The sequence below is a fragment of the Jeotgalibacillus aurantiacus genome (assembly GCF_020595125.1).
GTDB classification, from domain to species: Bacteria; Bacillota; Bacilli; order Bacillales; family Jeotgalibacillaceae; genus Jeotgalibacillus; species Jeotgalibacillus aurantiacus.
In genome coordinates, this window is record NZ_JACNMS010000003.1 from 54,967 (window position 1) to 76,389 (window position 21,423).

Sequence of the window (21,423 nt, forward strand, 5' to 3'; positions counted from 1 at the left end):
AAATGACATACTTTCAAGATGAAATTCTGATGATCCGATCAATGATGGAACAGGATCCGGAGAAGTTCGTTGAGGCTTTCAAGAAGCAGGGGTGGGATAAACCACTCGAATTATATAAAAGATATTTTGTTCAGCAGTCCAGAAAAGAATTGTACGTCCTAGTGGCCGAGGTAAATCAGCAGGTTGCGGGTTACGTGATCCTGCTTCCTTTTGCAAAATCAGGACCATTTGCTGCAATGAATGTACCAGAAATCGCGGATTTAAATGTCTTAATGAGCTATCAAAAAAGCGGGATCGGAAATAAGCTGATGGACGTAACAGAAGCATTAGCTAAAGAAAAAAGCAATGCTGTGTCATTGGCAGTCGGTCTGCACTCGGGCTATGGCACTGCACAGAGAATGTATGTTAAACGGGGTTACCTCCCTGAAGGATCAGGCGTCTGGTACAAAGGAGAGCCGTTAGAGCAATATGCGAAATGTGAGAATGATGATGACTTGGTGCTTTATTTTATAAAAAAATTATAAGGGGATGGGTGACATGATGAATCAGGCAGCTGATGAATCTTCGCCTGCCCTTTTTGTTTTAGGAGCTGATACATGTGAGAGAATTAGTATTATCAAAAAAGTTCACCCCGGTCTATTTTATTGTCGGAATACTGGCTGTCATCCTATTTCGAGCGATTGAGCTTTCAGCGCTGGAAATTTTCATGTTGACCTTTTCGTGTTTTTTAGTAGGGATCATTTCGTTTTTGCAGAATTTTGTGTTTAAAAATAAAGAGTAAATGCAGGTATCGACTAATATATAAACCGATTACTTATGAATTCAATTCCATAAAATTACTTCATAAATCAATAAATGGGACGATATGTAAAATAAAGAAGGGAGGGAACCGTTTGAATATCAATAAAACAGGATTTAGCACTGATCATGCGATTTCATTAACGAATACATTTTCCAGTCAGCGTGAGGACGTAAAAAAGATTGAAGAAAAAGCAAGAGAACAAATAAAAAATAAACCCGTTGACCAGTTTGCAAGAGCTGACTCAGGAGCGCCTGTCAACTTAACAGCAACAGTAGTCGAGCTTTATAACCGCGAGAAGTTTAATTTCATTATAGGTATAAATGAAATGAGTATTGATGACAAGAGAACAATTATGAATCTGATCGAAAAAACAACACAAAAAGCCAGTGCAGGGAATGGTGATTATTTTCAAATGGAGCGCGCCCAGACAGGTATGCAATTACAGCTGATTGCAGAAAAACTTATTCCTGAAAAATATCAGGAGCAAATGCAACAGGCGATCAAGGATTATCAGGAGGAAGAGTTCAATCATGCTAAGAGCTCTTATGAACAAATGATCACTAAATTCGAGAACGACAAAAGTGATGTAGGGCAAAGAATGTTTGCAAGGTTTACAGCAGCTTTACCAATATTCATTGCTCAGGAAGAGAAAGTGAGAAGTTTTTATCAGGATATCGACCTGTCAAATCCATCCAAACTGGCAGAATCCTTTGAAAAAGCACTGGCCCATATGGGGGATGAACAAAAGAAAAGCATGACTCATGATGAGATCATCAAGGCTGACCAAGAAGCGCTGCGTACTAAATGGAACGAGTTCACTTCTATATTTCCAAGGCTCCAATCGTTTCAATTGCCGACTGCTCAAAAGGCTGTGTACGATTTTTCTGTTTAAGATCAATGGGACGTGAATCTTATTTCATTTGATTATCGTCCCCCGTTATTCAATCATTCCCCGGAGCCTTCTGCAATAAATGCCTTTCTCCTTCTCTATCCTCCACAATAATAAAATCCGTATCATTTTTAACGGAATAAATTATAGACCCTTCTTCAAAAAAGTTGGATTCATTATTATTTGGAAATACATCAGCTGGTACTTTTTTTACGACATTTCTAATCGCGTTTTGCACCTCATAATCCGCTATATCTTCTTCGGTACCGCCGTATTCAATATCATTCACGACCACAATTTGTGCGAAGCTTTCTGGAGGGTTCGTCTGGTTGCATGCTGCTAGAAATAGGATGCAGCATAACAATACGCCAGTTTTTCTCATTTAAAGTTCACTCCGTTTCAGGGAAATTAAAAATGATAGATCTTTTACTATGACTAAATGAGAGCATCTCATAAGCGTGTTCGTTTAATTACTCTCCGAAAGAAGCGGCATATCCAAATAAGATGAAGATAAAAATGAGTATATCCACGGAGCTGACTGCCAGTGCTATGGTGGGGAGAATCCTGGGTTTATTACTTTCTTTTTTAAAACTCCAAACACCAAAAATAAGGCCAAGAATCGCTGTGATGGGAGTAAACTGAAGAAAAACCACGATCGCACCAAAGCCATTGCTGGTAAGAGCCATTGTGACAAATAAAATAAGTTGGAAAATAAAGAGCAATAATATACCAATAGTGATCTTGCCCTGTAAGGAAATAGGCTTATGATCAGTCCTTTACTTAGGATGTTGATGAGTTATTGGAGGATTTTTTGGTTAAATTCAGCTTACCATATCGAGGTGGTAATTGCTGTTTGAAGGAAAATTTGACTTTGAGCTGCAGGATGATGAGAGATAGATAAGTCTCTATTTATAAGGAATCGGGTGGTGGAAGGCAACGGATTTATAGTCCCAGCTTGACTAGGAAACCTGTGGACGTAGATCTTGCTTCATTCGATCAACGAATAAAACAAGATCTACGTTCCCGTTTCGCTTAATTGAAAATAATGGTTTAGACTCTATCAATTAGTATTTTTATTTGGTATATTTTAGGTGTGTTATAAAAGGAGGGCACACTATTTAAATTTATAATAAGTCATTTTACCAGTGTAAAATGACGTTTTACTATTATAAAAACCACCTGAAAATACTTGTTTTAATAGTAACAAAAGGTACATTAAACATTTAAGGAGAAGATAAAATGTATAATGTTGTTTCTGCAGAAGTGAAAAAATTGAAATTGCCATACATCATCAGCATATTGATTGCGATTCTATATGCTGGTTTAATGATTATTCCTTACACATCTGGATATAGTTATAATCATAACATTGAAATTTGGGAAGAATCTACAGGGTTATTTGTTGTTATTTTTCCGTTGTTTGCAGTTCTGCCAACGATTTGGCTTATGTACTTTGAAAGAAAAGATGGGTTTATTCATTATACTCAAATTAGAATATCCAGAAGTAAATATATTTTGACCAAGTGGCTGGTTGCTTCGACGGGTGGCGCATTGATTGTCTTTTTGGCTTCTATCACCGGTTTAATGATCGCCTTGTTTTTTGTTCCTGCAGTTGAACCATTTGGTGATGATTACGCACTTCAGAATTTCGGTGGATCTTATTATGTCAATCACCCACTGTTGTACGGCTTAGTTTTAAGTTTGTGGCGTATGACACTTGGGTTCCTGGTGGCTACATTTGGTTTCGTTCTTGCTTTATTTGTGAATAACATATTCGTTATTTTAACAGGACCTTTTGTATATGCAGTACTTGAAAATTTTATTTTATCCATTTTGGGCGTTCCTTTTTATCGCTTATCCACTTCTTTTGGTCCACACACGTTATCGCAGGATGCTATTACTGTTCCTCGTCTACTGACGGGTCCCATCATACTCATTGTCATGATCATAGTCGTTTACCTTTATTTTAAATACATAAAGAAAGTATCGATTTATGAGAAATAAGGTCAAAAGGGGTAATAAGGTCTGATGATAATAAGCTTGATTAAAAGAAATCTTGATGAGTTTTTTTATAGTAAAATATGGATGTTGGTTATTGTTTGTATCGTCTACACTTTTTATTCTGTACAAATAAAAAGTGTAGCGATCAGCTTCAATATTGATTACTGGGAATACTTTCTTTTATCTATGTCAGACCAGTATTATACTATCTATTTTATGATGCTCAGCTTTTTATTAATGATTTTTTATGTGTTTAAAAAGAGCGAAGAAATAGTGTGGATTAGAGCGGGTACTTATTTCAGGTTTTTTGTATCGAATATTTTATCTGTGGCAAGTATATCAGCTGCTTTTGTAGCCGTTCATGTTTTGATTACATTAGTTATGGGCCTTGGCTTAAGTGTAAATAATACTTACACTGTTCTTCCTGATGACAGCAGATTTACATTCAGTTTATTTGCTTCCTATTTTGATACGCCTTTCCTGGCTGCGATGGGGACAGTTATTTACTTGATATTCGGTCTGACATTTCTAGGGGTGCTGTTTCTCTTTTTAAAACAGTACTTTAAAGATATTCAAGTTATATTAATATTGATAGTCGTTTTTATTAGTGTGTTATTAAGTCTGAGATCGGATTTGGATCAAACTTTTCCTTATTTATTCTTTAATAATTTTCTTATCCTGCACCATGCAACGAGTTTATTAGATCATCAATATTACAGATTTTTTATTGTTGGTTCTTTATCTTCGATGATTGGTATGTGGATCATAAAGAATTACTGGAATAAAACAATAGATGGACGTTTGAGCAAGTTTCGACTTAGATTCATGGATAAGTGGAATCTGAGTATGCTTCTTTCCAGAAAAAACGTGACGTTTATTATTCTTTTATTGGTTTTCACCCCAATTGCAACTCTTTTAAAAGGGAATGACATAACGACATTTTATGGGCTGCTGTATTCTCAGTTTGCTGGGCATGGAACTGGTTACTTTTTTTATTTGAATTTCCTCCAGATGATTATATTTAACGGTATACCTTTGTACATTCTATGCTATTTTATCGAAAGTGAAGGTATCAAAAGAAGCTATTTACTACTCATCAGAATGAAATATAAAAAGTCTTGGGTGGAATCTTTAGTAAGATCCGGTTCACTATTTATTGCACTATATGTAACTTTTACGATTGGGATTATTTTGATCACGTCTTTGATCTTTGGTTTATCATTTGCGGTTGATGATGGTGTCAGTATTTTAGGATCTTCTTTAATGATCGTGACTTTAAAAATAGCAGAACTGATTTTTTGCTTTCTCTGTATTTTTCTTCTGTACTGTTATACAAAAAGTGTCATATTTAGTTTTCTGTCGGTGATCTTTTCCTACCTGTTATGTGTTTTCACCGGAGCAATCATCCGGTATCTCCCGTTTGGCATGTCTTCTTTAGAGAGGATACGGGAATTCTCCGGCAGTGGTGATCTTTCTTTTTTTACTTCATTCATCATCCTCAGTTTGGGGTGTCTAATACTATATCAGGTCATCAAGAAAAATGCTTTATACAGAATCTATCAATAAAGGGTGTTTTAATTGGAAAATATAATTGAATTAGAAAATGTCAATAAATCGTTTAAGGGTAAACATTTACTGCAAAACGTCAATTTACATGTTAAAAAGGGTCAGACAATTGGTGTTGTAGGGTCGAATGGCAGCGGAAAGTCAGTTTTATTTAAGATTATTTCCGGCTTTGTGGATGCCGATAACGGTGAAGTGTTCGTTAGAGGGAAAAAGATTGGTGAAGAAATTGATTTCCCAAGCAATACTGGGGTTTTGATCAATGAACCAGGGTATATCGGGTTTTATAGTGCATTTAAAAACCTGAAGTTTTTAGCAGAAATCAACAAGTTTATTGATGACGCAAAAATAAAAGAGACGATGAAGCTGGTAGGGCTTGATCCGGATGACAAAACCAAAGTAAAGAATTTTTCAATGGGCATGAAAAAAAAGCTGGGGATTGCTCAGGCGATTATGGAGAACCAGGATATTATTATTTTGGATGAGCCATTTAATGCATTAGATATCAAAACTTATAAAGAAATTAAAAACATTATCGGGTCCTTAAAGCAAAGAGGGCATACGATCTTACTGACGAGTCATAATCAAAACGACATAGAAGAGCTTTGTGACGAAGTGTTCATTATTGTTGATCATGAGTTGAAAAAAATGACGAATGAGTTAAAAGCAGAGTATTTTTGACAACAAATACAGGAACGCAAAATATGAATCGATTCATTAGCTAATGATTGAACATTTGCGTTCCTGTATATTTGAACCTCTACTTCAACTCTACAACCTTACAAGCAACTCTCTCCACAAAAACATGATCATGCTCAACAAACAATAATGTTGGCTGATGTTCCTTGATCATTTTCTCGAGCTGCTGCTGGTTATAAACGTCTAAATAGTTGAGCGGTTCATCCCATAGATACCATTCTGCTTCAATACCGAGAGATTTGGAAAGCTCTACTTTTTTCTTTTGTCCCTCGCTCATTTCCTCAATGGGTACCTGAAAAACGTCTCTGGTAAACCCGAGGATGCGTAGATGGTTAAGAAAAAGAGAGTAATCGATTGCGTGTTTTTCGGCAAAGTCCTTTAATAGCCCGTGATGAGTAGCTGTTTGTGAGACGGTGCTTTTGGTGATGCCCTGAGGAATCAGGATTTCCCCGCTTGCTTTTACGCCGTCACGCTTCCCTTGAAGATAATGGAGCAACGTTGTTTTTCCGGAACCGTTTGGACCCGTGATGGCCACTTGTTCACCTTGAAACAGCTCAAACGAAATCGGTTCAAATAGCGGCTCATCACCATACCTTAAGGTGAAATTCTTTACGCGCAGGACGGGATTTCGGTGAGTTCGCACACAGTGAATGGTCAGGTCACTGATCTTTTCAATATTTTTAAGCAGCTTCTTCTTTTCTTCAATTTTAGCGGCAGCACGTTGTTCAATGGCTTTCCCTCGTTTCATCATCCTTTTTGCAATCGCATTTCCGAATGGATCATTACCGGACGGTTTCTCACGCTCGAGTCCCCAGTTTGATTTTTCTTTTGCAGATTGTTCAATACGTGCAATCTCGGATTTCAAAGACTTGTTTTGATCGAGCTCAAATTGATCCTGAAACTGCTTTTGTTCCTCATACGTTGAAAAATCCCCGTGATACAGAGCGATTTGGCTACGTTCAATCACAAGCGTGTGATCAATGACAGTATCTAAAAAATGGCGATCGTGACTGACCACAATATAGCCACGCTTCTTTTGTAAATAATCGGCCAACTGACGTCGACCCTGCAGATCCAGATGGTTGGTGGGTTCATCGAGCAGAGCGAACCGGTCATTGTCACAGAAAAGAGCGGCCAGCATAACGCGTGTCTGCTCACCACCTGAAAGCTTAGAAAACGGCTCCCAGATAATCGCCTTATTCATCCCGAGCAGCTGACACTCCCGTTCGAGCTTCCACAGTTCAAGAGGCATCACCTCATCAATCGCTGTATACACTGGAAGCTCTGGACTCATGATCGGTAGCGGGAAGTATACAAAGTCAAGATTCGTTACAATTTCCCCTTCATAGTCCAGCTGACCCATCAAAAGCTTAAGCAGCGTCGTCTTTCCGCGTCCATTCCGTCCAATCAGACCAAGCCTCCACGACTCATCCAATGTGAGCGAAACATCATCAAATAGTGGCTGATCAAGTAAATCATAGTTAAATCGTACATTTTTTAATTCAATCGGCATACATAAAACCTCCAGTTAAAGTGAATGGGAGGTACACGCATTTTCAAAAAAATCCTCCCGCGCGAAAGCGGAAGGATAAGTGTATACATAAATAAGCCTTTATCGTTCGTAAAGGAATACATATGGACAGACTGATCCTATTTTTTCTCGTAAAAATGCGTATACATTTTGACGTTTAAAATAGAATTAGTTGCTCATCTGCCATCCATCATCCCTTCTTGTGAGTTAGGTTTAGTATAAGGGAATCGGGTGGTGGAAGGCAACGGATTTATAGTCCCAGCTTGACTACGCGCTCTGCATAAATTTTAATGTGAATGTAAGGCTTTCTTTTTGTGAAATGGTTCATTTACATAGAGCAGGGAGCTGAATGTTGAGTGGGTAAAGATGTGAGGGAGCAGATTAGAAATAGCAAAACGCTTTTGGGGCCGTTTCCTGAATTTAAAGTGGAGCAAAGTCCGGCGTCACCAATGGATCTGTTTTTGGAATGGTTTCAGGTAGCGCTTGATTATCATGTTCATGAGCCTCATGCGATGACGCTTTCCACTGTGGATGCGGATGGAAGGCCGGATGCGAGAGTACTGAGCCTGAAGGACACGGATGAAGAAAGCTGGTATTTTGCCACCGGTACCGGAAGTGAAAAAGGGAGGCAGCTGGACGGGAATCCGGCAGTCTGCTTAAGTTTTTACTGGTCGGAGGTTGGCCGGCAAATCAGAATCCGCGGACAGGCCGTAAAGATGAATGAAGAATTCAATGCGCGGGACTTTTTAAAAAGAGGAAAAATGGCGCGTGCCATTGCTCTGACGGGGAATCAAAGTAAGTTGATTGATAGTCAAAGTGCCTTTGAGGGAGAATTGAATCGTCAATTATTAAACCTTGAAAAAGATCCTGCTATTATCGCTAAGGATTGGACCGTCTACCGGGTGCAAGTCAGTGAAGTGGAATTCTGGCAGGCAGACGAAGAAAGGCTGCACATCAGATTGAAATATTTTTTACAGAATGGCCAGTGGGTGAAGAAGCGGCTGGCACCTTGACTGAATCATGGGGACGTATATCCTGAATCATTTGATTAACGAATGATTCAGGATATACGTCCTTCTTTTACCTTCCAAAAAAATGCGCCAGCACTGGCAATACGAGTAAAACAATCAGACTTTGAAAAAAGGTCACAATGATATCCTTTTTCCAGCTGTTTTTACCCGGGTACCAATAAACAATTCGCTGAAATGCAAAAAATACTCCCCACCAAATAACCAATGTTAAAAGTGCTGAACCAATGCTTCCGTACATTTCGCTATACAATAAAAACCCTCCTGATCTACTGAACATACTTGTTAAAATATATTAAAAGAGGGGACACAGCATTACTGATCCAGTGTCCCCAGGTTGTTAAAACAACCCTACCGTATCCACAGCGTATGTGGCATCTTTCAGACTGAATCCTTCAAAGACCAGTTGATCAATTAATCCGGCTCTTGAGAAAGCGGTGTAGTCCAGATAGTTTTGCGCCATGGCGACTGCCTGTTCTCTCCAATCCACGCTAATGCTTTCTACACCATATGTGGCGTCAGCCTGATCGAATCCTTCAAAAATGAGCTGGTCAATTAGCCCGATTTTAGAGAAAGCAGTGTAATCGAGGTAACTTTGTGCCATTAAAATTGCCTGTCCAGGCCAGTCGACACTGATGTTTTCTACAGCGTATGTAGCATCAGCGTTATCTAAGCCTTCAAATTCCAACTGTTCAATTAATCCGGTTTTTGAAAAAGCGGTGTAAGCGAGATAGCTTTCCGCCATGCTTACAGCCTGTTGCTGAGAAGCTGTTGCAGCATTTTCAGCTGCCAGTTTTTCAGCTTCTTCAGCTGCCAGGCGTTCGGCTTCCTCAGCAGCTAGTCTCTCGGCTTCCTCTTCCGCCTCACGTTCCGCTTCTTCGGCGGCTAATCTCTCTGCTTCTTCCTGAGCCAGACGTTCAGCCTCTTCTTCAGCTAACCTCTCAGCCTCTTCCATTGATGCTTTTTCAGCTTCCTCTTCTGCTATACGTTCGGCTTCTTCAGCCTCAGCCTGTTTTTCCGCTTCCTGATCTTCTTCATCAGCTAATCGTTGTGCTTCTTCTTCAGCGGCAGCTTCTTCAATTCCAGCAACATCTTCTTCAGCAGGTTCAACGGTTACTCCAAACAAAACAAAAAATATGAGCATAGAAGATCCAAAATAAAAAAGGACTTTTTTTCTGCTCCTCTCACCACTTGGCACCCATTTCAAAACAAGTCCAGGCTTCACCAGACCAACTATTAACGCCAGCATAGACACAAGCAGCAACAATGCAAATAAATCATCCATGTCAGTTCCTCCTTTTGATGTATTTCATAGAAACCAGGAAAGGTTTCTATTATTCCTAACATCAAAAACTGAACGGTCGCAACGCTTCTATGTTTATTAATCATTCTCTGCAAGGTGTCTATTGGCTATTATGTAAAATTAAATACTGAATATTTTGACTTATTTATATTGTAAAGGTTACCTATTTTAAACACAAATGGTTTTAGGAATATTTTCAAAAAAATAAAGAGGTGCTACAGTAGATCAGTGTAGACTTGAGGTCTGTACCTGAGATCTTAAAATATTTCCAATAATTAAAGCTAAAATAAAGATTAAATTGTCTAATAAGCGTAAGGCAAATTAAAAAGGGGTGATTTCAGATTATAAAGCTGGTTATAAAGGCTAAAAAGGGTGACGATAAAGCCTTCTTAAAGTTATTTCAGGAATATGAGAAAGAGATTTACCGGATCGCTTATATTTATGTGAAAAATGAAAATGATGCGTTGGATGTTGTTCAGGAAGTAGCTTATCGTTCTTTTAAAAAGATTGATACTTTGAAGAATCCGGAGTTTTTTAAGACCTGGTTATTAAAGATTGCGATTACCTGTTCAATTGATCTCGTTAGAAAAAATAAAAGGGTAGTTCAACTTAATCCACAGTATGAAGAGACGTTACAAGATACTGGTGTAAACGACATTAGTCTTTCCATTACATTGCAGTACATGATTGATCAATTAAATGAAGATGAAAAAAGCATGGTGATTTTAAGATATTACGAAGGTTATTCGTTTAAAGAAATAGCTGACTTGCTGGATATACCCTTAGGAACGGCAAAAACGATCTTTTATCGTGCGATCAGAAAACTTCGACATGATTTCAAAGAGGGGGATTTGTGTGAATAACATAAAAGAAGAAATAGAAAAAATTAAGATTCCTGATCATCTGCATGAAAGATCAAAAATGGGTGTGAGAAAGGCCAGATCAGAGAAGCGGAAATTAAAATTTAGAAATCCATGGGTTGCCGCTATGACCCTATCTATATTGGGATTGGGGTTCATTTTCTCTCCTTCTGGGCAGGCAACGTTTCAAGGGTTATTTCAAGTTTCAACTTTTGAAGAGCGGGCGAATGTAAAGGAAATGTCATTCGGATACGAAGTTAGTAATGTTTCAATCTATGATGAAGCTGTGTTTACCTCGTTATCTGAAGTAGAAAAGGCATTCGATGTTTCAGTGCCATTTCCAGAAAAATTTATAGAAGTTGAAGCAATAAGCAATACTGAACTTTTTAAATATAATGCTTTTGTAGACCAAGCTAATCATTTTTCCGGGCTTTCATACAACCTGTCTACTCAAGATAGAAATTATGATTTGTTTGTTACTAATAACCCTGAATCACAGGTAAACTTCTCCGCAGAAACAGCTGATGGGACAGCAATTGATAGAGATGTTGATATCAATGGTATAAAAGGTAAAATCTTAGGTACTAGTGAACCAGATAGCTTTGCGTTATATATTGAAAAAGACAGCTGGACATTAGTCGTAATGAGTACAGGTCGAGGAGAAAGTGCAGAGAATGAACCTGATATAATTGAAGCCGAGATGATTCAAATAGCTGAGAGTATCAAATGGTAACTGACATAGAAAAATACGAATTATTTAAAAGGTAGAGTTTTGGGGTCTGTTCCTGAGATCTAACGTGGGCCAGTGTAGACTTGAGGTCTGTTCCTAAAGTCTACACTGGTCTACTTTTTTATAATCACAAAAACTTTCCAGCCCCTGGCGTCGTCTATTATGTGGAAGGGGGGTTCTGAGGTGGATGAGTTGATGGTTGAGGTGTTTGAGATAGAGGATAAGGAAATTTTGATGGATGAGCTGATGCAGCGGTATGGGCAGGATATTTTGCAGCTTGTGTATTCGTACGTTGGTAACACAGAGCTTGCGGAGGATTTAACTCAGGATATTTTTGTGAAATGCTATCAGTCACTTCATACATATAAAGGGAAAGCGCAGCTGAGAACGTGGCTGTGGCGCATTGCGATTAATCATTGTAAGGATTATCTAAAAAGCTGGTACAACAATAAGGTGATTGTATCAGAGAGCGAACCTGCATTTACGGGTGAGCGGCAAGAAGGTATCGAACAGGCTGTGATTCAACATGAAGAGGATCAACGGCTGGCATCCGCTGTCATGGAGCTGCCGGTTAAATATCGGGAAGTGATTTATCTCTTTTATTTTGAAGAGCGGCCCATAAAGGAGATCGCGACCGTCATTGATGTAAAGGAAAACACGGTTAAAACAAGACTCAGAAGAGCCAAGGAACTTCTGAAGGAAGAATTGGAGGAATGATCAAATGGAGGATCGGTTAAAAAAACTGCGCCACTCAATGAACCAAACGACCTTTAAGCATTTGAATTTTTCTGACCAGCACCGAAAACAGGTTCATCAAAAAATCAGTCAGTCCAGTGAAAGGGAGGAGGATCTTCTGCTGGCCGTCCTTCAGCTGCTCAGCTCAGAGAAAACAGGCTTTGAACTGTCACAGCTCCTGCGTGGAAGAGGGGTCCAGCGTTTTGATGGAAATGAAGGCTCGTTATACACGATGCTTCATCGTCTCGAACAAAAGCAGCTGATTCAATCAGGCTGGGATCAAGAAGGCGCGAAATATTATCAGCTAAATGATAGAGGAAGAAAAATCTTACGTAAGGCTGAAAAACCTTCTGCGAAGACATCTTTCGATTTAAAAGAACTCATACAGGAGTGAGACGAATTTGAAAAACAAAGGGGATCATTTTTTAAAAGAAGTGACGCATCATATAAAATCCAGGGAAGCCAGAGAATTCGTCACAGCGGAACTGACCTACCATTTAAAAAATGCAAAAAGCATGTGGGTGCAAAAGGGAATGAGTGAGGAAGCGGCAGAAGGTAAGGCGGTTGACGAAATGGGTAGTCCGGTCAAACTGGGACAGGAGCTGAACAGGCTGCATAAGCCGAAGGTGGATTGGGTTCTGATTGGTTTGTTGGTGGTTGCGATGGGAATTGGTTTTGTGCCGGTCGTTTCTTTAGGGTATACAGAAGCATTTTTGGTTGATAAGTTCATTATTGTTATGCTTGGGATTGCAGCAGCGGTTGGCATGATGCTGTTTGATTACCGGAAACTTGAGAAGTTTGGCTGGGTGTTTTATTTTTTTGGGATAGGGCTTTTGTTGATATTTCTGCTGCTGAGTTACATTCCAATGGAAGCGATCAATGGACAGGCGACTGTATTTTTGGGTGAGATGACAATTGAAGGTGCGATGGCTGTCCCGTTCTTTTATCTCAGCTGGGTCTTTTTTGAAGGTTTGCTGGCTCTGCCATTTTTCTTTATTGCATGGGCATCATTCCTGAATAACAAAAGAATGAAGGTTTGGCAAATCTGCGTATTATTTTTATTCTCATCGTGCTTGTTTTTTTTCATTTCCAGCCTATCAGTGTCATTTATTTATACCGCAATGGTGTTTGTCATGCTCTGGTGGAGTCAGTTTAGAAAGAAGACAGTGTTGGCAATGACTGTTGTACCTTTAGGTTTATTGTTTATTGGAGGAGTATTCTTCTGGTTTTCAGCTGAAGAATACCAGCGGACCAGACTCTCGGGCTTTCTGAACCCGGAGGCAAATGCAGAAGGATCGGGTTATTTATATTTGAAATTAGAAGAGTTATTGTTGTCAGCTAAATGGTTTGGCGGCGTGGAGAATTATCAATTTATCCCCGCAGCACATACAGATTATGTGTTTGTGAGCATGACGTATCATTTCGGCTATGTGTTTGCGTTCTTCATCGTACTCGTGCTGGCACTTTTTGCAGCTAGAATACTGATGGTTTCGCGCGGCATTAAACAATCATTCGGCACCCTGCTTCTCGCAGGCGGACTGGCGCTTTTTATCGTACCGTTCATCTATAACATCGCCATGATCCTGGGGCTGTTGCCGCTCACATCCATCTCCCTTCCATTCATTAGTTATGGTGTAATGCCAACCGTTCTAAATGCTTTTGTAATGGGGGTTGTGTTGAGTGTGTATCGGAGGAAGAGTTTGGTTGGAGCAGGGCTGAGAGCAACGTAGAGTTGATGTCTGTCCATGAAGTCTGCATTGAGTTTACAATCCAAAGATCCCGATGAGTAATTGCTACTCATCGGGATCTTATTCGTTTGTAGTGTCGGGGTCTGTTCTTAAAGTCTACGCTTCATTTTGTATTCACGTTTAATTGATTCGGTGCCATCACAGATATATAGTTGATAAATAGTTTGACTGTTTTTCTTCATTTACTAAAGCCTGCACAGGTCATTTCCTCTACAAATATATCTCCATATATATTGTAATTTTTGATATATAATTATTTTTATATCTGCATTTTACTATTTTTTGAAAATAATGACACGCAGAGTAGTAGACTTATTTTCAATGAGAAAACGAATAGATTTGTCCATATTTTAATTTTATGAAACGTTTTCCTGCTGACGTTACTCTAATAGTCAAAGGAGTTGAGCCTATTGGAGCATGATCTTGATAGAGTGAAACGCGCGATCGGTGGTGACCGGTATGCGCTGCAGGAGTTGTTGCATGCTGAGAAATCAAAGCTTTACCGGATGGCTTTTGCTTATGTGAGAAATGAAGATGAAGCGGTGGAGATTTTTCAGCAGACGGTTCTGAAATGCATTGAATCGATCCATCAGTTAAAGAAACCTGAATACTTTTCAACCTGGCTTACGAGGATTTGTATTAATGAATCCTTGTCGGTAAAAAGAAAGGGTAAGCGGTTGAATTTGATGATTGAACTTTTAAAGCAACCTGGACATCAGGACTTTTCAGGTACGCTTGCGCATGGAATGGACGTAAAGGGTGCGCTTGAAGCACTTCCTGATAAATATAAGACGGCACTAATGCTTCGTTTTTATCAGGATTTGTCGATCCAGGATATCGCAAATGTATTAGATTGCCCCATTGGAACGGTTAAAACCAATATTCACAGAGGGTTGTCGAGTTTGAAAAGTAAATTGAAGGGAGTGTATGAGGATGAATCTGGAAAGAGATTCAATTAAATGTGCCATTAATTCTACTCCATTGCCGGAGGATCGGCTAAATCAGATCATTAATCATTCTGTATTTAATCATAATGTAAGAAAAACGAAGAGAACAAGGTATGGAAAACATACATCAGCAGCGCTGCTATTTATTGGACTAAGCGGAACATTAATATATACGACACCAACAGGTCAGCAGATATTGTCTTACTTGCCATTTGTAAATGTGGAATATTTGAATGGTGCTGGATCAGGAGTCACTGAAGTACCTGAAGAAGCCGTTTATCCATTAGATGAAACGCTGACTGAACAATATGTTGATATTCATTTTACAGAAGTTTCGTTGTCGGGTGATCAGGTTGATATTGCCTATCAGCAGCTGGTGGATCCTGATGTTTATTCAGAGACCTTTTCTGTAGAAGCAGAATTATTTGCGATAGACGATAGAGGGAACCGATACGACGTTCCTTATAATGGAGGAAATTCTTACTATTATGATATAACAAGGGAAGATCTCAGGTGGACCGCAACTCTGAGTGATTTGAATCCTTTAGCTGAAAAAATAACCTTTATCCCTATGGCTACCATCAGCTACATCACAGATAAGCCTTTTGAAATATTCGAGTATGAAGGCCTTGAAGTGGATCTGAGGGATGGAAGTGTCAAAATCGTAAAAAGTCCGGGATTGCCTGGTAAGGTTTATGAGAGGTAGGTATAGTCAGACAAGGAAAGGATCTGTCTATGATTCTACACTCTGGCTGAAAATGGTCCGAAAAGAAATTGTCATGTTTGCCCGAGTTTTTGCATCGATTCAGCTTTTTATTGTACTGTTTGAAAAAATATATGTACTGATTCAACTTTTTATTGTATTGTTGCACCTTCAAAGCCGTTTTTTTGTTATGTTCCATCCCGGGAATGTACTGTTTCAACAAATAATTGTCCTGTTTGAAAACAGAATTGTAACGATATCCCGCATCTCTCTTAGAACTCAGGGAGACATAAAATCTACATTTTGAATCTTAAAATTGTTCCTGGAGGATCAACATGGCAACAGAGAAAGTACTGAGTTATATCTTGAGAAATAAAAACAACGACTGGCAATTACTCGTTTTTAGTCAGACGGGTGCTCCGGAAGCGGGTATACAAATCCCCGGCGGAACGGTTGAGTCTTCTGATGAAAACTTAACGTCTACCATGATGAGAGAAATTGAAGAAGAAACTGGTTTAAATCAAAACCTTCATCTTCTCGAAAAAATATTATTTGAATATTATGATCATCCGATCAAACATGAGTTTCAAAAGAGGCATTTCTTTTTAGTCCTTCTTGAAGATGAAGGACTGGATCGCTGGCGACATATCGTGAAATCAACCGGTCAGGATCAAGGGATGGAATTCAACTATTTTTGGCTGGACCTTGAAAGTGACATTGTGTTAGCTGGAGATCAGCACGTTGGTGTTGGACATGTGAGGGATTACGTGAAGTACCAGTTAAAGAAATGAGAAGAGTGTAGAGTCTGAGGTCTGTCTCCAAACTCTTTAGGGACAGACCTTTTTTCTACTCTCACATGGCTTTCTTCTGCATCCATTTCATCAGGTTGCTGGTGACGTTTCGTGGGAGAAATCTTTCACCGAATACGAGTGATTTGTTGGGTAGGCCGTAGATGGCGACGATTTTGCCTTTTTTCCATGCCTGATAACCGAATTCGGCAACTTTTGATGCAGGGACTGGTTGAAAGCGTTGGAACAGGACGGATTTTTCAAGTCCCGTTACCTCTGAAAAACCGGTTTCGGTCGGGCCGGGGCATAGGGCGGTTACTTTGACGCCGCTGTTCTTCAGTTCGGTTGCGAGCGCTTCTGTAAATGAAAGAACATATGCTTTTGAAGCGTAATAGACGGCCATTAATGGTCCAGGCTGAAATGAAACGATCGAGGCGAGGTTGATAATGCCGCCTTGTTTTCTCGCGACCATAGCCGGGCTGAAAAGGCGAGTTAAAGCAGTTAACGCCATAATGTTGACCTGAATCATATCGTGATTTTTTTGCGGGTCCGTTTCGATAAAATCCCCGTAATCTCCAAAGCCGGCGTTATTAACGAGAACATCAATATGTGTACCGCTTGAAGCAACCGTATCATAAAGCTTTTCAGCATTTTTGTGCACCGATAAATCCATCACAATAACTGTCGCTTTAATCGGGTGGGCTGCCTCGAGTTCACGCTTAAGGTTTTCCAGTAAATCCTGCCGTCTGGCTACCAGTACAAGATCGAATCCTTCTCTCGCCATGATCTTTGAAAATTCAAGTCCAATTCCGCTTGATGCGCCTGTAATAAGTGCCGTCCTGTTCATATTCAATCACTCCTTTTTAAAATGTTGACAGTGTAAACTTTTCTGTAAATTCAGTATACTGCCGAATGTTTACATCGTCAACATTTAACTTTATAATGAGTGAGAGATTCAGGGGAAAGAGGGATCCAATATGACGAGCAACACGTATCATCATGGAGATTTAAGAAAAGATCTTATTGAAAATGGACTGGTCCTGCTGAATAAAGAGGGAATTGACGGTTTTTCTCTCCGAAAAGTAGCCGCCTTGTGCGGGGTCAGTCATACTGCACCGTATCGACATTTTAAAAATAAGGAAGAACTGATACATGAAATTGCACAAGAGGTATGGAGGTCATTTTCTTCAGCGCTTGCTGACGCCGTAAATGCCTATCCGGAGAACCCGAAGCTTCAAATCATTGAAATGGGTAAGAGATACGTGCAATTTTTAGTGGAGAAGCCTGAATACCTTTCGTTTATCTTTATGTCTGACAGTGCCATCCCGATACAGGTGAGTAAAACAGGAATCCATAGCCAGGTCGATGCCTTTAACGTTTTTAGCGAAAGTGCCAAAAACTACTTCGATGAAGCTTCCATTGATCCTGCCGCTCATAAAGAAAAAACACTCCTCATGTGGAGCATGGTCCACGGCATGGCCCTGCTCGTTGCTAAGAAAAACCTCATCTATCAAGGGGACTATATGGAGCTCGTTGAAAATATGCTTGTGCAGTATCTTGACTGAAATAGAGCGTGGATTTGTCATAGAAGTTTGTGCTCTGGCTGAAAATGGCGTGGAAAGGAATTGTACGGTTTGCCCGAGTTATTGTATCGTTTCAGCTTTTTATTGTACTGTTTGAAAAAATATATGTATTGATTCAACTTATTATTGTATTGTTGCACCCGCGAAGGTGATTTTTTGTAATGTTCCATCTCGGAAATGTATCGTTTCAACAAATAATTGTCCTGTTCCAAAACAGAATTGTATCGATCACACCTCTCATCGACCGTAGACCTAAGGGACAGACCCAAAGTCTACGGTTCTTGAATTTCCTCATAAGCCCGGTTCAAATGCTCAAGCATCAGCTGTTTGGCATCATCTGCGCGTTTTTCCCGGATGGCTTTGAAGATGTCTTCGTGTTCTGCGTGGGTGGTTTGATAGCGGGAGGCGTCTGAGCTGAAGCGTTGGCGGCGTGTGTTTTCAATGTTGTTTTCCATCTGGGACACGATTTCATCTGCAGCCTTAAGCAATAAACGATTTTTTGCGCTGCGCAGGACGGTCAGGTGAAAGCCTGTGTCTGCTTTGGCTCCTTGTTCTTCTGTTTTTGCGTGCTTCATCTGCTCCAAGTATTCGTTAAGTTCTTCAAGGTCCTCGGGTGTGGCGCGCAGCGAAGCAAGGTATGCCGCTTCGCATTCAAGTGCTCTTCGAACCTCAAGCATTTCTGCTGTTAGAGTCGGATCTGCTTTCGCATTCAGCATCGCCTGATTCCCTGCAGCATCCTCAAGTCGTGCCACTCGCAAATAATGGCCTCCGCCCTGCCTCGAATGAATAACACCAATTTCCCTCAAATAATGCAAAGCTTCCCGGACACCTGTGCGGCTGACCCTAAGATGCCTGGCAAGCTCACGTTCCGGTGGCAGCTTATATCCGATGGCTTTTTCCCCGTTTAGATATTCATGTGACAGGCGTTCAACGACTTGTTTATATTTTGGTGTAGTTTCCATGGCGATGTCATAAGCTCCCTCTAAAAATGTTCTTGAAAAATTCAGATAATTACGTATAATGGGACTAAATTGGTTGGACCAATTCGAGTGAGGAGGTACTCATTGTATGTCAGTTTCGGCATTTGTAGAGAGTTTACATCAGTTTTTAGAAAAAGACCAGATCTCTGAAAATGAGACTGTGCGCGAGCAGCATTCTACCGGTGAGTCCTATCATAAAGGTCAGCTCACTCAGGTGGTCGTTTTTCCACGTTCGACGGATGACACATCACGCATTTTAGCATCGGCGTCCAAATATGACATTCCGGTTGTACCGTTTGGTCTCGGAACAAGCCTTGAAGGTCATGTGGTGCCGGTCCGGGAGTGTGTCACGATTGATTTTAGCGAAATGAATGCTGTGCTCGACGTGTCACCGGACGATCTTTTAGTGACAGTCCAGCCTGGAGTGACGCGCAGTCAGCTGAACCGGGAGCTGAAGAAGCACGGATTATTCTTCTCCGTAGATCCGGGAGCGGACGCCACGCTTGGCGGCATGGCTGCCACAAACGCCAGTGGAACGACTTCTGTGCGTTACGGCATTATGCGGGATCAGGTTCGCGACCTTGAAGTCGTACTGGCGAGTGGTGAGGTCATTCACACTGGTTCGAAGGCAGCTAAATCCTCAGCCGGTCTTCATTTAAACGGACTTTTTGTTGGATCAGAAGGGATACTTGGATGTATCACGGAGCTTACGCTAAAGGTGTACGGCATTCCTGAGTATGAAATGGCTGGACGGGCGACCTTCCCGTCCGTTGAAAATGCAGTACAGGCAGTGGTCAGCTTACTTCAGTCGGGTATTCCGATTGCCAGAGTGGAGCTGCTGGATGAAATCTCGCTCAAGCAGCTCAATCATCATCAGAAAACGAGCTATCCTGAGATCCCTATATTGTTTATGGAGTTTCACGGCAATGAAGCGGGACTTGCTCAGGATGTTGAGTTTATGAAGGAAATCGTTGATATGTACAACTGCGATGCCATTGAATTCGTATCAAGTCAGGCTGAGCGCAACCGTTTATGGGAAGAGCGTCATAACCTTGCGTACTCTTTTATCCACGGCTTTCCTGGCCGCAAAATGATGGTCACAGACGTATGCGTGCCGATTTCTGCACTCGCAGGAGCCGTGCGTTATGCGCAGGAAAAGCTTCAGGAATTTGACCTGATCGGGGGCGTCACGGGTCACGTGGGAGACGGGAACTTTCACGTTATCCTGATGATTGATATGGAAGATCAGGACGAAGTGTCACGCGCTAATACATTCAATGAAAGTCTTGTTACATATGGCCTTGCGCGAAATGGGACCTCAACTGGGGAGCATGGCGTCGGTTACGGCAAGCAAAAATATATGGAGCAGGAGTTCGGTGCAGCGCTTGGTGTGATGCAGCAAATCAAATCGGCGCTTGATCCGAAAGGCATTTTAAATCCGGGTAAGCTGTTGCCGTCAAAAGGAGAGGTTGTTCATGAATCTATTATCAAAAGTAAGTGAATTCGCAGCTAAGTACTTTGCTGTGCTGGTCGTATCCGTTGCGCTCATCGCCTTTTTTGTACCGGAGCTTTTCACTGGATTTGGCGGTTACATCACGATTCTTCTCGGGATCGTCATGTTTGGGATGGGGCTCACGTTAAAGCCGGTCGATTTTAAAATTGTGGCAAAGCGTCCGATTCCAGTTGTCATAGGCGTGCTGGCGCAGTTTGTTGTTATGCCACTTGTTGCCTTTGCGATTGCATTTGCGCTGAATTTGCCTCCTGAACTGGCAGCCGGACTCGTTCTTTTAGGATCCGTGCCAGGCGGAACAGCTTCCAATGTTATGGTGTATCTCGCGAAAGGAAACCTGGCACTATCCGTTGCGATGACGAGTTTATCAACACTGCTTGCACCTATCGCGACACCGCTACTGCTGCTTCTGCTAGTCGGACAGTGGATGCCGGTTGATGCAGCTGCAATGTTTATGTCCATTTTCCAAGTGATCATTATCCCAATTGTGCTCGGCTTCATCATCCAGCGGGTCGCGCCAAAAGCAGTGGATGCCAGTCTTTCTGTCATTCCGCTGATCTCTGTGGCGGCCATCCTGATCATCGTTGGTGCCGTGACAGGCGCTAACGGAGCAAATGTAGTGACAGCCGGCTGGATCGTCTTTGTCGCAGTCCTTCTCCATAACGGCTTTGGCCTGCTGCTCGGCTACCTCGTTGCACTGGGCCTTGGTCTAAAAGAGGACGACCGACGCGCCATCTCACTTGAAGTCGGCATGCAAAACTCCGGCCTCGGCGTCGCACTCGCCGCAGCCCACTTCAGCCCGCTAGCCGCACTTCCAAGCGCCTGGGCCGCCATCTGGCACAACATCACAGGCCCACTCCTTGCCAGCATCTGGTCTAAAAAGCCGGTGGTGGAAAAGGAAGAGGAGAAGGGGAAGGGAATGGAGAGCGCTGTTGTGAATCGGTAGTTGTTGAGTTGGTGGACGTGCGTATGTGCGAAAAGAAATTGTACTGATCGCCTGAGTTTTTGCATCGATTCAGTTTT

23 protein-coding genes are annotated in these 21,423 nt (G+C 41.1%); 17 read left to right on the forward strand and 6 right to left on the reverse strand.

From position 1 onward, the window contains the following. The first annotated feature begins 2 nt into the window (after positions 1 to 2). Positions 3 to 524, forward strand: coding sequence for a GNAT family N-acetyltransferase (locus H7968_RS09760; protein WP_227395968.1), 522 nt, complete (start codon positions 3 to 5; stop codon positions 522 to 524). A 369-nt stretch (positions 525 to 893) separates the two neighbouring features. Further along, complete coding sequence (locus H7968_RS09765; RefSeq protein ID WP_227395969.1) at positions 894 to 1,694, forward strand: hypothetical protein; 801 nt, start codon at positions 894 to 896, stop codon at positions 1,692 to 1,694. 49 nt (positions 1,695 to 1,743) lie between these two features. Here H7968_RS09765 and H7968_RS09770 read toward each other — a convergent pair whose 3' ends face one another. Then, positions 1,744 to 2,073, reverse strand: a complete 330-nt coding sequence (locus H7968_RS09770; RefSeq protein ID WP_227395970.1) for a hypothetical protein — start codon at positions 2,071 to 2,073, stop codon at positions 1,744 to 1,746. A gap of 857 nt (positions 2,074 to 2,930) precedes the next feature. Here H7968_RS09770 and H7968_RS09775 point away from each other — a divergent pair. Genes H7968_RS09775 through H7968_RS09785 form a run of 3 tightly spaced genes read left to right on the forward strand, consistent with a single transcriptional unit; the run spans position 2,931 to position 5,936 of the window. Further along, on the forward strand, positions 2,931 to 3,695 hold the full coding sequence (locus H7968_RS09775) for a hypothetical protein (protein ID WP_227395971.1): 765 nt from the start codon (positions 2,931 to 2,933) through the stop codon (positions 3,693 to 3,695). A 36-nt stretch (positions 3,696 to 3,731) separates the two neighbouring features. Then, positions 3,732 to 5,258 carry a hypothetical protein gene (locus H7968_RS09780; protein ID WP_227395972.1) on the forward strand — a complete coding sequence of 509 codons (1,527 nt, stop codon included), beginning with the start codon at positions 3,732 to 3,734 and terminating at the stop codon, positions 5,256 to 5,258. Positions 5,259 to 5,270: 12 nt separating this feature from the next. Then, a complete protein-coding gene (locus H7968_RS09785) occupies positions 5,271 to 5,936 on the forward strand; it encodes an ABC transporter ATP-binding protein (RefSeq protein ID WP_227395973.1) in 666 nt (221 codons plus the stop codon). 79 nt (positions 5,937 to 6,015) lie between these two features. Here the strand turns inward: H7968_RS09785 and abc-f are convergent, their stop codons facing one another. Further along, positions 6,016 to 7,467: a ribosomal protection-like ABC-F family protein gene (abc-f, locus tag H7968_RS09790; protein WP_227395974.1), complete on the reverse strand. Its 1,452-nt coding sequence runs from the start codon at positions 7,465 to 7,467 to the stop codon at positions 6,016 to 6,018. 374 nt (positions 7,468 to 7,841) lie between these two features. On the opposite strand from abc-f, the gene H7968_RS09795 reads away from it, so the two are divergent. Next, positions 7,842 to 8,498 (forward strand): pyridoxine/pyridoxamine 5'-phosphate oxidase, encoded by a 657-nt coding sequence (locus tag H7968_RS09795; RefSeq protein ID WP_227395975.1) that lies wholly within the window; start codon positions 7,842 to 7,844, stop codon positions 8,496 to 8,498. A gap of 67 nt (positions 8,499 to 8,565) precedes the next feature. On the opposite strand, the gene H7968_RS09800 is transcribed toward H7968_RS09795, so the two are convergent. Both H7968_RS09800 and H7968_RS09805 read right to left on the reverse strand, forming a co-directional pair. Next, positions 8,566 to 8,766 carry a hypothetical protein gene (locus H7968_RS09800; protein ID WP_227395976.1) on the reverse strand — a complete coding sequence of 67 codons (201 nt, stop codon included), beginning with the start codon at positions 8,764 to 8,766 and terminating at the stop codon, positions 8,566 to 8,568. An 87-nt stretch (positions 8,767 to 8,853) separates the two neighbouring features. Next, entirely contained in the window at positions 8,854 to 9,798 is a 945-nt protein-coding gene (locus tag H7968_RS09805; RefSeq protein WP_227395977.1) for an Ltp family lipoprotein, read from the reverse strand. A 374-nt stretch (positions 9,799 to 10,172) separates the two neighbouring features. Between H7968_RS09805 and H7968_RS09810 the strand changes: the two genes are divergently transcribed. From H7968_RS09810 to H7968_RS09845, 8 genes are all read left to right on the forward strand, one after another. After that, positions 10,173 to 10,679, forward strand: a complete 507-nt coding sequence (locus H7968_RS09810; protein WP_319799500.1) for an RNA polymerase sigma factor — start codon at positions 10,173 to 10,175, stop codon at positions 10,677 to 10,679. Further along, a complete protein-coding gene (locus tag H7968_RS09815; protein WP_227395978.1) occupies positions 10,672 to 11,409 on the forward strand; it encodes a hypothetical protein in 738 nt (245 codons plus the stop codon). The genes H7968_RS09810 and H7968_RS09815 overlap by 8 nt, the downstream gene beginning before the upstream one ends. Before the next feature lie 180 nt (positions 11,410 to 11,589). Beyond that, complete coding sequence (locus H7968_RS09820) at positions 11,590 to 12,123, forward strand: sigma-70 family RNA polymerase sigma factor (protein ID WP_227395979.1); 534 nt, start codon at positions 11,590 to 11,592, stop codon at positions 12,121 to 12,123. A gap of 4 nt (positions 12,124 to 12,127) precedes the next feature. Beyond that, positions 12,128 to 12,535, forward strand: coding sequence for a PadR family transcriptional regulator (locus tag H7968_RS09825; RefSeq protein ID WP_227395980.1), 408 nt, complete (start codon positions 12,128 to 12,130; stop codon positions 12,533 to 12,535). A 7-nt stretch (positions 12,536 to 12,542) separates the two neighbouring features. Then, positions 12,543 to 13,871 (forward strand): FtsW/RodA/SpoVE family cell cycle protein, encoded by a 1,329-nt coding sequence (locus H7968_RS09830; protein WP_227395981.1) that lies wholly within the window; start codon positions 12,543 to 12,545, stop codon positions 13,869 to 13,871. A 428-nt stretch (positions 13,872 to 14,299) separates the two neighbouring features. Then, positions 14,300 to 14,848, forward strand: coding sequence for a sigma-70 family RNA polymerase sigma factor (locus H7968_RS09835; protein WP_227395982.1), 549 nt, complete (start codon positions 14,300 to 14,302; stop codon positions 14,846 to 14,848). Beyond that, a complete protein-coding gene (locus H7968_RS09840) occupies positions 14,823 to 15,542 on the forward strand; it encodes a DUF5643 domain-containing protein (protein ID WP_227395983.1) in 720 nt (239 codons plus the stop codon). Before H7968_RS09835 ends, H7968_RS09840 begins: the two co-directional genes overlap by 26 nt. A gap of 332 nt (positions 15,543 to 15,874) precedes the next feature. Continuing rightward, positions 15,875 to 16,330 carry an NUDIX domain-containing protein gene (locus H7968_RS09845; protein ID WP_227395984.1) on the forward strand — a complete coding sequence of 152 codons (456 nt, stop codon included), beginning with the start codon at positions 15,875 to 15,877 and terminating at the stop codon, positions 16,328 to 16,330. A gap of 61 nt (positions 16,331 to 16,391) precedes the next feature. Here H7968_RS09845 and H7968_RS09850 read toward each other — a convergent pair whose 3' ends face one another. Continuing rightward, on the reverse strand, positions 16,392 to 17,174 hold the full coding sequence (locus H7968_RS09850; protein ID WP_227395985.1) for an SDR family NAD(P)-dependent oxidoreductase: 783 nt from the start codon (positions 17,172 to 17,174) through the stop codon (positions 16,392 to 16,394). A gap of 130 nt (positions 17,175 to 17,304) precedes the next feature. Between H7968_RS09850 and H7968_RS09855 the strand changes: the two genes are divergently transcribed. Beyond that, positions 17,305 to 17,892, forward strand: a complete 588-nt coding sequence (locus H7968_RS09855; protein WP_227395986.1) for a TetR/AcrR family transcriptional regulator — start codon at positions 17,305 to 17,307, stop codon at positions 17,890 to 17,892. A gap of 290 nt (positions 17,893 to 18,182) precedes the next feature. On the opposite strand, the gene H7968_RS09860 is transcribed toward H7968_RS09855, so the two are convergent. Then, complete coding sequence (locus H7968_RS09860) at positions 18,183 to 18,872, reverse strand: FadR/GntR family transcriptional regulator (protein WP_227395987.1); 690 nt, start codon at positions 18,870 to 18,872, stop codon at positions 18,183 to 18,185. Between the two features lie 106 nt (positions 18,873 to 18,978). Here H7968_RS09860 and H7968_RS09865 point away from each other — a divergent pair, with 106 nt between their 5' ends. Next, a complete protein-coding gene (locus tag H7968_RS09865) occupies positions 18,979 to 20,391 on the forward strand; it encodes an FAD-binding oxidoreductase (protein ID WP_227395988.1) in 1,413 nt (470 codons plus the stop codon). After that, positions 20,366 to 21,346 carry a bile acid:sodium symporter family protein gene (locus tag H7968_RS09870; protein ID WP_227395989.1) on the forward strand — a complete coding sequence of 327 codons (981 nt, stop codon included), beginning with the start codon at positions 20,366 to 20,368 and terminating at the stop codon, positions 21,344 to 21,346. Before H7968_RS09865 ends, H7968_RS09870 begins: the two co-directional genes overlap by 26 nt. The last annotated feature ends 77 nt before the right edge of the window (positions 21,347 to 21,423 follow it).